10 protein-coding genes, 9 tRNA genes and 1 rRNA gene are annotated in these 12157 nt (G+C 45.3%); 18 read left to right on the top strand and 2 right to left on the bottom strand.

The genetic code is table 11. The annotated features are described in order from the left end of the window. The first annotated feature begins 37 nt into the window (after positions 1-37). The 11 genes from rrf (at position 38) to MHH52_RS22995 (ending at position 1987) form a co-directional block, all read left to right on the top strand. Positions 38-154, top strand: a 5S ribosomal RNA gene (gene rrf, locus MHH52_RS23045). A 211-nt stretch (positions 155-365) separates the two neighbouring features. After that, the gene (locus tag MHH52_RS23040) at positions 366-881 is read left to right on the top strand and encodes an AAA family ATPase (protein ID WP_340004604.1); all 516 of its coding nucleotides are present in this window, start codon (positions 366-368) and stop codon (positions 879-881) included. Between the two features lie 104 nt (positions 882-985). Further along, positions 986-1060, top strand: a tRNA-Glu gene (locus MHH52_RS23035). A gap of 89 nt (positions 1061-1149) precedes the next feature. After that, positions 1150-1225 (top strand) — tRNA-Val (locus MHH52_RS23030). A 44-nt stretch (positions 1226-1269) separates the two neighbouring features. Further along, positions 1270-1346: transfer RNA gene (locus tag MHH52_RS23025), tRNA-Met, on the top strand. 25 nt (positions 1347-1371) lie between these two features. Then, positions 1372-1449 (top strand) — tRNA-Asp (locus MHH52_RS23020). 13 nt (positions 1450-1462) lie between these two features. Then, positions 1463-1535, top strand: a tRNA-Lys gene (locus tag MHH52_RS23015). Positions 1536-1571: 36 nt separating this feature from the next. Beyond that, positions 1572-1646 (top strand) — tRNA-Gly (locus MHH52_RS23010). A gap of 10 nt (positions 1647-1656) precedes the next feature. After that, positions 1657-1733 (top strand) — tRNA-Arg (locus MHH52_RS23005). 19 nt (positions 1734-1752) lie between these two features. Beyond that, a tRNA-Leu gene (locus MHH52_RS23000) sits at positions 1753-1831 on the top strand. An 83-nt stretch (positions 1832-1914) separates the two neighbouring features. Further along, positions 1915-1987 (top strand) — tRNA-Lys (locus MHH52_RS22995). Positions 1988-2104: 117 nt separating this feature from the next. Here MHH52_RS22995 and MHH52_RS22990 read toward each other — a convergent pair. Both MHH52_RS22990 and fabV read right to left on the bottom strand, forming a co-directional pair. Continuing rightward, positions 2105-3025, bottom strand: a complete 921-nt coding sequence (locus tag MHH52_RS22990; RefSeq protein ID WP_313641555.1) for an aldo/keto reductase — start codon at positions 3023-3025, stop codon at positions 2105-2107. Positions 3026-3240: 215 nt separating this feature from the next. Beyond that, positions 3241-4431, bottom strand: a complete 1191-nt coding sequence (gene fabV, locus MHH52_RS22985; RefSeq protein ID WP_313641556.1) for an enoyl-ACP reductase FabV — start codon at positions 4429-4431, stop codon at positions 3241-3243. Between the two features lie 203 nt (positions 4432-4634). Between fabV and MHH52_RS22980 the strand changes: the two genes are divergently transcribed. The 7 genes from MHH52_RS22980 to ruvB all read left to right on the top strand — a co-directional run bounded on the left by MHH52_RS22980 (position 4635) and on the right by ruvB (position 12143). Next, on the top strand, positions 4635-5609 hold the full coding sequence (locus MHH52_RS22980) for an ornithine cyclodeaminase family protein (protein WP_340004600.1): 975 nt from the start codon (positions 4635-4637) through the stop codon (positions 5607-5609). Between the two features lie 11 nt (positions 5610-5620). Next, complete coding sequence (locus MHH52_RS22975; protein ID WP_340004598.1) at positions 5621-6784, top strand: membrane dipeptidase; 1164 nt, start codon at positions 5621-5623, stop codon at positions 6782-6784. 11 nt (positions 6785-6795) lie between these two features. Further along, a complete protein-coding gene (locus MHH52_RS22970; RefSeq protein WP_340004596.1) occupies positions 6796-8928 on the top strand; it encodes a CocE/NonD family hydrolase in 2133 nt (710 codons plus the stop codon). An 81-nt stretch (positions 8929-9009) separates the two neighbouring features. After that, entirely contained in the window at positions 9010-9729 is a 720-nt protein-coding gene (locus MHH52_RS22965) for a BofC C-terminal domain-containing protein (protein ID WP_313641561.1), read from the top strand. 253 nt (positions 9730-9982) lie between these two features. Next, the gene (gene ruvC, locus MHH52_RS22960) at positions 9983-10486 is read left to right on the top strand and encodes a crossover junction endodeoxyribonuclease RuvC (protein ID WP_036677679.1); all 504 of its coding nucleotides are present in this window, start codon (positions 9983-9985) and stop codon (positions 10484-10486) included. Then, positions 10483-11100, top strand: a complete 618-nt coding sequence (gene ruvA / locus MHH52_RS22955; RefSeq protein ID WP_313641563.1) for a Holliday junction branch migration protein RuvA — start codon at positions 10483-10485, stop codon at positions 11098-11100. The genes ruvC and ruvA overlap by 4 nt, the downstream gene beginning before the upstream one ends. A gap of 35 nt (positions 11101-11135) precedes the next feature. Beyond that, on the top strand, positions 11136-12143 hold the full coding sequence (gene ruvB, locus MHH52_RS22950; protein WP_313641565.1) for a Holliday junction branch migration DNA helicase RuvB: 1008 nt from the start codon (positions 11136-11138) through the stop codon (positions 12141-12143). The last annotated feature ends 14 nt before the right edge of the window (positions 12144-12157 follow it).

Below are 12157 nucleotides of genomic sequence, written 5' to 3'. Positions count from 1 at the left end.
TGAGACCTGAATAATGCATTTGTACCGCAAATGCCCGTTTGGTGGCGATAGCGGAGGGGTTCCACGCGTACCCATCCCGAACACGACCGTTAAGCCCTCCAGCGCCGATGGTACTTGGACCGAAGGGTCCTGGGAGAGTAGGACGTTGCCAAGCACGCAAGACCACTGTTGAGTATTCGATAGTGGTCTTTTTGTTGTACAAAGAATTTGCTTGTAAAGGTTTAAAGAAAACAATGAGAACCAAATCTATTTAATAGTGTATTAAATGGAGGGTGTTTTGTGATAATGTGGGTTAATAGAGTTACTTCTTATGAGACTATTTTTAGCCAGTCACAATAATAGATCTTTCATGGGGGATAATGATCTTGATTATATGGATCAATGGTGCTTTTGGTGCGGGGAAGACAGAAACTGCATATGAATTACATCGCAGACTTCCTAATTCTTTTGTATACGATCCAGAGAATGTAGGGTATTACATAAGAGCAAACATTCCTGATGTGATGACAAAAGGTGACTTTCAGGACCATTACCTTTGGCGTGAATTTAACCATTCCATGTTAAAATATATAGCCAGCGAATATAGTGGGACGATTATCGTACCTATGACCATAGTCAACCCAGATTATTGGATGGAGATTGCGGGTAAGCTAATAAAAGAGGGATTAGAGGTTCATCATTTTACTTTGTGTGCCTCACGAGAGACGCTGCTTAAGAGATTGAGTGGTAGAGGTGAAGGGAATGACTCATGGACCGTTCAACAGATCGACAGATGCATCACAGGACTGAATAAGGACGTATTTAAAGACCATTTAGACACGAACAACCTGACTACACTTGAAGTCGTAGAGGCTATAGCCCTTAAGCTGGATATCACTTAATGCCAACTTAGGGTAGGTGTGAAATTTGTTTAATATATGTATTGCTATACTTCGGATTACATGATATAATATTTTTTGTTGTCAAAAGATTTTGTTTTCAATATGGCCCGTTGGTCAAGGGGTTAAGACACCTCCCTTTCACGGAGGTAACATGGGTTCGAATCCCATACGGGTCACCATTTCTTTATTGAAGCTGAATTCAGCTACATAAGAAATAGTTGCATTACATTCATGATTATGTTATGATAATTGAGTTGCTTCTTTACATGGAGGCTTAGCTCAGCTGGGAGAGCATCTGCCTTACAAGCAGAGGGTCGGGGGTTCGATCCCCTCAGCCTCCACCATGAAGCTTTCGAATTGTAACTGATAGCTGAATATCTTTTAATGACGCGGGGTGGAGCAGCCCGGTAGCTCGTCGGGCTCATAACCCGAAGGCCGCAGGTTCAAATCCTGCCCCCGCAACCAAATTTCATCAAGCAATTATTCTTCTGGAACCGTGGTGTAGTTGGCCTAACATGCCTGCCTGTCACGCAGGAGATCGCGGGTTCGAATCCCGTCGGTTCCGCCATTTTCTTGCTTATGAGCCATTAGCTCAGTTGGTAGAGCACCTGACTTTTAATCAGGGTGTCGAAGGTTCGAGTCCTTCATGGCTCACTTCTTAAGTGAGTCGGACATTAATACATACCGTGTGCGGACGTGGCTCAGCGGTAGAGCATCGCCTTGCCAAGGCGAGGGTCGCGGGTTCGATTCCCGTCGTCCGCTCCATATAAATTTTGCGCCCTTAGCTCAGCTGGATAGAGCGTTTGACTACGAATCAAAAGGCCGGGAGTTCGAATCTCTCAGGGCGCACCATCTTTTAACTTTATACTTTGCCGGCGTGGCGGAATGGCAGACGCGCTCGACTCAAAATCGAGAGGGAAACCGTGGAGGTTCGAGTCCTCTCGCCGGTATCAATTACCAAGTGAAGCTCTTATGCGTTATAAAGCTAAGAGCTTTTACTTTTCAATTTTTGTAAGGTAGATCATTATATCGTGGACTCTTAGCTCAGCTGGTAGAGCAGTTGACTCTTAATCAATTGGTCCAGGGTTCGAATCCCTGAGAGTCCATCCTAAAGGAAACGGCAAATATGCCGTTTTTTTTTATAAGAGTTATTCGGGTTCAATCATAGTCTACAAAGAAAAGCCACGAGGTACGATATTAGCGTACTTCGTGGCTTTTGATATTTATGGAAGGACATTACCGGCAGCGCGGTAGATTTCATACCATTCTGGTCTAGTGAGTGTAATATCGGATGCTTTAGCAATATCCCGCAAGCGCTGCGTATTGGTTGTACCTACTACGGGCTGCATATTTGCTGGATGTCTGAGAATCCAAGCGATGGCAATGGCCGTATTAGTCACTTCTTTTTCAGCCGCCAAGCGGTTAATAACCTCGTTCAATTCAGGGAACTTGTCGTTGTCCAAGAATACACCTTCAAAGAAGCCGTATTGGAAAGGCGACCATGGCTGAATGGTCATGTCATGTAGGCGGCTATACTCCAAAATCCCGCCATCATGGACAACTGAACTGGAGTTAGTCATATTCACATTGAAGCCGGTATCAATCATACCAGTGACCATAATGCTCAACTGCAGTTGGTTGAATAGTAGCGGTTGCTTTACATTTTTCTTGAGGAGTTCGATTTGCAGCGGGTTCTGGTTGCTGACACCAAAATGCTTGACCAATCCCTTGCTCTCCAGTATGTCAAAAGCCTCAGCCACCTCTTCTGGTTCGAACAGCGTGTCGGGACGGTGAAGCAGGAGCACATCGATATAATCGGTCTTCAAGCGTTTTAGGCTGCCCTCCACGGACTGTAAGATATGCTCTTTGGAGAAATCAAAATAGCCCTTACGGATCCCGCATTTGGTTTGGATAAGCATTTTATCGCGCATACCAGGATTATTCTCCAGTACCCCAGCAAATACTTCCTCGGCTTTTCCGTCCGCGTAGATGTCGGCATGATCAAAGAAGTCTATTCCGAGCTCTAACGCACTATGTACATGTGTATCAGCCTCTTTTGCAGACAAATCCGCAATCCGCATACAGCCAAGCGAAATTTGGGATACATCAAGTGCACCGTTCGATACACTAATTTTCTTAACCATGGTGATTCACTCCTTCGATTGTAAGTAGAACTTGCAGTATTCTATCAAACCATATCACAAAGTGGGAGGCTAAGCCAATATGCCTTACGACGTATAGATATGCTGTTGGCAAAGCACAAAAAAGAGGCTGTCACATCAGTAGAAATTACTACTTTTGAGGACACCCTCTTTTTTGTATACGTTAATATTTAATATAGGGAAGTGCTCATTATCATTTAGTACATATTCGGAATGTCGACATTCGGATCAATGTCAGCTTCGTAGTCGACTCCATCTGTTCTAAAGCCAAACAGATGGAAGAAATCTTGGCGGTAGCCTTCAAGATCAGCCAGTTCACCTGCATTGTCGGTTGTCAGCTCGTCCCAACGTTTCATAACCTCAGTCTGAACATCCTCACGCATTTCCCAGTCGTCAATTCGGATCAAACAGCTTCCGTCAGCAGTAGCCTCGCCCCCACTGTAAAGATGCTCAGAGAACAAGCGGTACATTTGTTCAATACAGTTCTCATGTAGCTCTTTTTCCTTCATCACTTCGTAAAGTGCAGAGATATAAAGAGGTACTACAGGAATCGCCGAGCTGGACTGAGTTACAAGCGCCTTATTAACGGATACAAATGCACGTCCGCCTTTTGGTGCAAGAAGGTCATTCATTTGGATCGCAGTCTGTTCCAGATCGTGTTTGGCTTGGCCAATCGTTCCATCACGGTAGATAGGGTGAGTGATTTCAGGACCAATATAGGAGTAAGCAACAGTAGTGGCACCATCTGCAAGCACGCCAGCTTCTTGGAGCTGATCGATCCACATTCTCCAGTCTTCGCCACCCATAACAGCGATCGTCTGACGTACTTCTTCTTCTGTAGCAGGCTCAATAGTAGTCATAGATACTTCACCTGTGTGGAAGTTCAAGGTTTTATTCGAATACGCAGTTCCAACTGGCTTAATGACCGAGGAGAAGGTTTCTCCTGTTACCGGATGGGTACGGCGAGGTGAAGCGACACTATAAATAACTAAATCGACAGTGCCATATTCAGCTTTTATTAATTCAATGGTCTTTTCTTTAATAGCATCAGAGAAGGCATCGCCAACAATGCTGTGTGATTTAAGTCCAAGCTCTGCTGCTTGTTGTTCAAAGGCAGCGGAGTTATACCAGCCTGCAGAAGCTGTGCGCTGACCTTCCGCAGCCTTATCGAAGAAAACACCAATGGTATTGGCGCCAGCACCAAAAGCAGCTGAAATTCTAGAAGCTAGTCCGTATCCGGTAGAGGCACCAATGACAAGTACATTCGCAGGTCCCTCAATTTTCTTTTGTGCTTTTACATATTCAATTTGTTGTTCTATTTGTTTGGCGCATCCCTCTGGATGGGCTGTTGTACATATAAATCCGCGTGTTTTAGGTTGAATAATCATCAAGGAATTCCCCTTTGTATAAAAATTTAAGTCTTCTGCTACTTCAGAGAAAGTATAGCAAACAATATTTACTAATACAAAGAATTTAGGATATTCGGTAGCGTATTGCTGACTTCCATCTTTATATATGAATATTTAAACCGTATAAGTTATGATAGAAAGAATAATTTTGTATCCACAATTAGGAGAAGGAGGTTTGTCTTATGCTAGTCATTAATCAAAATGAAATTGCTGAGCTATTATCTATGGAATCTTGTATCACAGTTATGAAATCCGTTTTGAAGGACTTGTCCACAGGACAAGCCGTACAGAGCTTAAGACAAGTACTCCCGTTACAGAAAAGCAATCTGATTGGCTTAATGCCGGGATATTTGCAGGGTGAAGAGGTGGCAGGTGCCAAAATCATCAGTGTGTTTCCTAGCAATCATGGGTCGGATCTACCTTCCCATCAAGGTCTTGTTACTCTATTCGATTCTTCTACCGGCGTTCTGAAAGCTGTAGTAGACGGACAAATAATCACGTCAATCCGCACGGCTGCTGTTAGCGCAGTAGCAACTCGTTATTTGGCCAGAGAAGATGCAGAGGTGCTTGCCATTCTTGGCACTGGAGAACAAGCTAAAAGCCATCTGGAAGCTATGCTGTTGGTTCGATCCATTCGCGAGGTTAGAGTTTGGAGTAGGACAATTGCAAAGGCTAGAGATTTCCAAGCAGAAATGAGCAGTAAATGGAATGTGGAGATCGTTGTTGCAGAGTCTGTTCAAGAGACAGTTCATGCGGCAGATATCATTTGTACCGTAACAGCATCTACAGAGCCTGTGCTCAAAGGAGAATGGCTGAAGGCAGGAGTACATATCAATGCGGTGGGAGCCTGCAGACCAGCAGATCGTGAGCTGGATTCGGAGACAGTCCAATTAGCGAAGTTATATGTAGATCGATTGGAGTCGGCGCATAATGAATCCGGGGATTATTTAATTCCGCTGAAGGAAGGCGTGATCACTTCAGGCCATATCATCGGTGAAATCGGTGAGCTGATCAGCGGCAGTATTGTGGGCAGAACCACAGCTGGTGAGATTACTCTTTTTAAAGGACTTGGGCTTGCGATAGAGGATTTAGCAGCAGCAAATTTCATTTATAATGAAGCTGTTAGATTACATAAAGGTATCGAAATTGCATTCTAAGGAGCAATCTCATGATGAGCACATATGAAGGTTTGTATGATTTCAAGTTGACGGAGCAAGAGGAAGAGCGGGCCGTGCGTTTGCATGAGCAGAATATTAATATTGATTTGCTGTTCCAAGGACCTTTATCTCCAAGTGCTATTCCAGAGTCTATGTCCGGAAAAATCAAAGAGCTGTGTGAGCCCTATAAAGATGAGCCGATGGTATACAGCAGCATGCCAGCTAAAATGATCACAAAGCTATCAGCCAGCGGTGAGATTCCCGAGTATAAAGAGGAATGGTATAAGTCAGGAATTACGGCGGGTAATCGGGAACTTCATTTAGAATCCTTAGAAAGCATGATCACTAGCATGGCTGAAGTCCAGCTTCAGTTCGACTCTGCAGATTGGTTAGTTAAAGCTTTAACCGCAGAGGACATACGTGCAGCCAAGCGCAATGGTCATAAGGCGGGTATTATCACGGCGCAAGAAACAGATGGTTTAGGCAGAAACTTAGAACTATTAGATGTGTTACATAATTTTGGATTAAGAATTCTACAATTAACGTACAACAATCAGAATCAGATCGGTGCAGGCTGTGCAGAACATTCGAACGCTGGTATTACGAATTTTGGCAAAAGATTCATTGAGCGCTTGAACAAGCTCGGGATCATTGTAGATACGGGACATTGCGGAAAACAGACTACGCTTGATGCTTGCAACTATTCTAAAACTCCGGTCATTGCTTCACACACGGGTGTAGAGGCTATTTATTCGCATATGCGCTGCAAAAGTGATGAGGAAATCATTGCGATAGCCAAGACGGGTGGGGTCATCGGTATTTTTGCTATGCCGTGGTTTGTTCATGAAGATCCTAATCATACGACCATTGATCATGTGTTGGATCATATTGAATATGTGATTCGGCTTGTAGGAGTGGATCATGTCGGAGTTGGAACCGATTGGCCGATGAGCGACGTGCTTTGGTCATTGGTTCATTTTAAAGAACATATTGCACCTAAGCTAGGGTTCGCCAAAGGAGACGGACCTTCTACTGAAACCGTTGCTGGGCTTGAAAAATACAGTTATTTTATCAACTTTACTAGAGGTCTGGTGGCTCGCGGTTATGCGGATGAGGATATTGCAAAGATCATAGGTGGAAACTGGCTGCGCGTATTTGAAGAAATTTGGGGATAGGGGATAAATAGATGTCAACTTACTTAAACACAACCACATTTAACTTCTACTGTTCTGGCATTTATACAGGGAAAATTCATTTTACGGAACAACAAATCATGCTTGCTAAGGTCGATCCGCGCAGACGAACACAAATGCAGGACAACGTGCTAGATAGCCAGTTCAAGACTGTACTTCCTCTTCAAAAAATCCTCGAACACATCGATGCTTATGCTACAGCGGAATGGGTCAATGATGAGGTAGTTCTGAGTAATAGCGATCTCTATCAAAAGCATATTCAGTATCAGGCTGTAATTGATGGCCGCGAGCTTACTTCACAAGTATGGGCGTTGCGAAAAGAGACGGCATTGGATATTGTGACTTTGGACGGGGAGATTGTCGCTTTTCTTACGCCGAATCGGTATGGCATAGAACTTATTGTTAAAGAAGGCTATGAGAAGCTGACACCTTTAGTTGTCTATGATGATCCTCTTTTGTCCAAGCCAGAGTACGGTGTGAATGATTTGGGTACTTATCTGATTCCGATGAGCGACGATGTGAAGCTGGCTACGGATGTGTTTCTTCCAGAGGGTATTAAGCCGGGAACCAAGCTGCCAACGATTCTGGTGAGAACCTGTTATGACCGTAACGGAAAAAAAGAGATTTTTATGAGATGGGCCAATAAAGGCTATGCGGTAGTGTCACAGGACGTGAGAGGTCGGGCGGATTCGGAAGGGGAATTAATTCCTTTTTATAATGAACGGGATGACGGCTATGATACGATCGACTGGATTATTACACAGGAATGGTCAGACGGAAATGTTGGCATGTGGGGCGCTTCCTATCTTGGGTTTGTTGTTGTGTCGGCGGCAACTAGTGGGCACCCGAATCTGAAGGCCGTTGTGGATGAAGTGAATGTTGGATCACCATTTATAGATACGGCGCGTAAGGGTGGAACGCTTTGCTCTTGGCCACTCTTGTCTTGGACGCTTGCGCAATCTGTAGGTACCCGGACAGATTTTGATATTTTTAGTGGGATTACGGTGAACCCAGAAGCAGCAGTCGATGCGAGACCGATTAAGGAGATTCCTCAGCAATTGATCGGCAAAGCATCAGGTCCATGGGATCTGTGGAGCCAGCATCCGGAGTATGATGATTTCTGGAGAAACTGTACCTTTACTGAGCGTGGTGATCAGGTGCAGGTACCCATGTATGTAATTTCAGGCTGGTATGACGGTGACAGCCCTGGCGTATCGGAGACATGGAGAATGCTGACTGAACATGATGTTCCGAATCGTAAAATCCGACTAGGTGCATGGGAGCATGGGCCAAACAGGGCTAGAGACTATGAGGGGCTAAGCTTCGGCAACGATGCGGTAGTCTATGATTACGATGTTTCTGTACTGCGCTGGTTCGACCGCTTTCTCAAAGGCATTCCAAATGGGATAGATCAGGAGCCTAGAGCCTCTTATTATGTCGTTGGTGAGAATCAGTGGAGAACGTCGGAGGAGTGGACACCTGCTGAAGCAGTGACTTCACCTTTCTATCTTTCCAGTGGTGGTCGGGCTAATTCAGGACAAGGAGATGGGAAGCTGCTCACAGCACCAGAAGAGCGTTCTCCAGAAGATACTTACGTCTATAACCCAAATGATCCTATGAATGATAGCGGTGAGCGAGAGCCTGAAAATTTACGGAAGTACGAGCTACGGAATGATATTCTTGTGTACACTAGTGAGGTGTTGACGGAAGAGTTGACTATAGCTGGAGAATTGTCTGCTGTCATCTATGCCGCTAGCACAGGTAAGGATACAGATTGGGTGGTTACGCTTAGTGATGTGAATGAACAAGGAGACTCTATCCGGTTATCTAATTATATTGTCAGAGCTAAATATCGTCATGGGTTTGATGCACCAGAACTGCTGACTCCAGGTCAAGTGGAGAAATACGATATTTTCATGCCGAATATTGCTCACAGATTTGCGGTGGGACACCGAATTCGTTTCTCGATTACCTCGTCCAGTAAATTCGTTGCTTTCCCTAATACGAATACTGGTGGTAACCCGTATGAAGATGCAGAAGCGATTACGGTTCTGCAGACCGTTTACCATAATAGTGAGTATCCAAGCCATGTGAAGCTGCCGGTGATTCCTAACGCGACAAGATAAAATATCGATTATTCACAGAAAAGCGCATAAATGATCCCTCCTCAGGTCACAATAGGGAAAAACCAGAATGAAGGGATTAACGTGTCGCGCATAAAAAAACAACTTTGGCAGCGATGGAGACGTTGGAAAAAGGCGCTTTGGGTAGGAGCCGCTTGTTTAGCTCTTACTGTACTGGCTTGGCGCAGTATGCAGGTACCTGAGGAAATCAGTGGACTGCTGACGAATTCTAGTTGGGCGGATAGTGCAGAAAGCGAGTTGGCCGCAGCTGTGTTTAAAGTAGGCGTGGACAACGGTGAGGAGAATGAGAAGGACAATTTAAATAACGAACAACTGTTGCAGACGATCACCCAAAGCGGTCTCAGTAGAACCGTTCATTTAAAAATATCGTATGTATCTGGTGAAGAAATTCAGACATTGCCTGGCGTAAAGAACCCGCTTCAGCTTAAGAAAATAATCAACGAACACCCTGCATGGAGCGGTTGGATCAGCAACGAGGGAGATTTATGGCTGGAACAAAAAGTGAATGATCTATCGACCCTAACGAAAAAAGAAGCCTATATCGGTGTCGATGCATTTGGAAATTTGACTTTATTTAAAGGGCCGCCGGTACAGGAAAAGGTTCTGAAGACCTTTTTTCAAATGGATATGGGTTCCTTGAAATCCTCTCTGCCCGAAAGTATTTGGAAAGAGCTTCATGATGGAATCCGTGTTCAGGATATTGAAGAATACAACAGTGTGTTGTCCACCTTCAGTGACTATGCGCGTGAGGCTTCTGAGCATGTCATGAAGAACAAGCAATAACATCTAAAGCATATGAGCTGTCCTAAAGTCATTTTTAATGGCTAAGGGCAGCTTTTTTTTTGCAAATATAAGAAAGTATAAGGTTCTCGTTGTAGGCCTAAAGTTGTCATTTCGCTTCAGAGGGTAAACTTTTTTTCTCCCGGGAGGGGTATTTTTGCTATAATGGTTAGAAGGAATACATATGTTCGCTTCATGGCGGCGTAATGGATGAAAAAGGTGGAATAAACTGCCTGTTATAGAGGAGAGATCGTGCTTGCGCATTTTGGGAATCGATCCAGGGCTGGCGATTGTCGGTTTTGGCTTTGTGGATAAGGAAGGTCATAAATTGACTCCAGTCCAATATGGTTGTATTCAGACAGAGGCTCATACGCCTGAGGAAGAACGTCTGCTGCATGTCTATGAAGGCATGGGTCAGCTCATTGATAAATATAAACCTGATGCTGTAGCGATAGAGAAGTTATTCTTCGCACGCAATGTAACAACAGCATTGCCGGTAGCGCAGGCCCGCGGAGTGACAATATTAGCTGCAGTGCAGCGCGGTCTACCCGTCTCGGAATATACACCTATGATGGTGAAGCAGGCTGTTGTTGGTTATGGTAAGGCAGAGAAGCGGCAGGTACAGGAAATGGTGAAGCTGCTATTGAAATTATCGGCGATCCCTAAACCGGATGATGTAGCGGATGCACTGGCGGTAGCGGTTTGTCATGCCCATTCGAGCAGTCTTAATTCTAAATTAAATGAGGTATTGCGAAAATGATAGATTTCTTAAGAGGACCCGTCGTTCATTTGGAGTCGGAATATGTGGTATTAGATGTGCAGGGGGTAGGATACCGGGTGTTCTGCCCAAATCCTTATGCTTTTGCTAAAGTAGAAGGACCCGTAACGATCTATATTCATTACCAAACACGTGAGGATGCTACACTATTGTTCGGATTCCCGACTCGGGAGGAGCAAAGATTGTTCCGTAAGTTGATTGAGGTATCTGGCATCGGTCCGAAGGTAGCGCTCGGAATACTGACAGGTGGAACACCGGATCAGTTGATCTCAGCAATCTATCAAGAGAATATAACCTTCCTAACGAAACTGCCGGGCATTGGTAAGAAGACGGCACAACGGATGATCCTCGATTTGAAGGACAAGCTGGACGGACTAAGCATGGCTTCGATGCAAACGGGATTATTTGCAGTTCCAATGGAAGAAAGGGCGGATGGATTAGCTTGGCAAGAGGCTAGGGATGCCCTTAAGGGACTTGGTTATACCGAAAGTGAATTGGACCGCGTGTGGCTCGCTATGAAGAAAGAGGGAGCAGAGACAGGGACTGTAGATGTGCTGATGAAGAAAGCACTTGGGCTGTTATATATTGCTAAGTAAAGCCGAACACATCCTGAAGAAAGGGAGCGATAGGAATGGATGACCGGATTATATCCGCAAATTTGATGATGGACGAGCAGGCCGTAGAATTAAGCTTACGCCCTCGTTATCTGGGAGAATATATCGGACAGACTCAGGTAAAAGAAAACCTGAAAATATATATCGAAGCGGCCAAAATGAGAAGCGAAGCGCTGGATCATGTGCTGCTGTACGGACCTCCAGGTCTTGGTAAAACAACACTCGCAAATATTATCGCTAATGAGCTGGGTGTGAATTTACGAACTACGTCCGGTCCTGCTATTGAGCGGCCGGGGGATTTAGCCGCCCTGCTGACGAATCTGCAGGAAGGCGATGTGCTGTTCATCGATGAGATTCACCGCTTGCACCGGACAGTGGAGGAGGTTATGTATCCGGCGATGGAGGACTTCGCGCTGGATATCATGATCGGCAAAGGGCCGAGTGCCCGTTCAGTACGATTGGATCTACCGCCATTCACACTTATAGGCGCTACAACCCGCGCTGGTCTTTTGTCTGCACCATTGCGCGATCGTTTTGGAGTGGTCAGCCGCTTGGAGTTCTATACCATAGATGAGCTGAGCTACATTGTGGCTCGAAATGCTGATCTTTTAGGGATTGAGATTGTCGGAGATGCGGCGGAAGAGATAGCGCTTCGTTCCCGAGGAACGCCGCGGATTGCGAACCGCCTATTGAAGCGGGTTCGTGATTTTGCCCAAGTGCGCGGAGATGGAATTATAACCCCTGAAATTTCTGGGGAAGCACTGAAGATGCTTCAGGTGGATCCGCGTGGGCTGGACAGCATCGACCACAAGATGTTAAGAGCAATGATTTCAAGCTTTCGTGGCGGTCCTGTGGGTCTGGATACGATTGCTGCTACAATTGGTGAGGAAAGTCAGACGATTGAGGACGTTTATGAGCCGTATCTGCTGCAGATTGGATTCTTGCAGCGGAGTCCGCGTGGAAGAATTGTAACCCCGGCCGCTTATCATCACTTAGGCCTTCCGCTCCCTCCGGAGCAGCACTGAGTCAGTTACTACAT

The organism is Paenibacillus sp. FSL K6-0276 (assembly GCF_037977235.1).
Lineage (GTDB): Bacteria > Bacillota > Bacilli > Paenibacillales > Paenibacillaceae > Paenibacillus_AQ.
The sequence above is the reverse complement of the archived record's forward strand: the minus strand, read 5'-3'. Positions and strand labels throughout refer to the sequence as shown.

Bases quoted from the DNA above. Each gene is read 5' to 3' on its own strand.
- MHH52_RS22990 (WP_313641555.1), bottom strand. From the start codon at position 3,025: ATGGTTAAGAAAATTAGTGTATCGAACGGTGCACTTGATGTATCCCAA.
- fabV (WP_313641556.1), bottom strand. From the start codon at position 4,431: ATGATTATTCAACCTAAAACACGCGGATTTATATGTACAACAGCCCAT.
- MHH52_RS22980 (WP_340004600.1), top strand. From the start codon at position 4,635: ATGCTAGTCATTAATCAAAATGAAATTGCTGAGCTATTATCTATGGAA.
- MHH52_RS22975 (WP_340004598.1), top strand. From the start codon at position 5,621: ATGATGAGCACATATGAAGGTTTGTATGATTTCAAGTTGACGGAGCAA.
- MHH52_RS22970 (WP_340004596.1), top strand. From the start codon at position 6,796: ATGTCAACTTACTTAAACACAACCACATTTAACTTCTACTGTTCTGGC.
- ruvA (WP_313641563.1), top strand. From the start codon at position 10,483: ATGATAGATTTCTTAAGAGGACCCGTCGTTCATTTGGAGTCGGAATAT.
- ruvB (WP_313641565.1), top strand. From the start codon at position 11,136: ATGGATGACCGGATTATATCCGCAAATTTGATGATGGACGAGCAGGCC.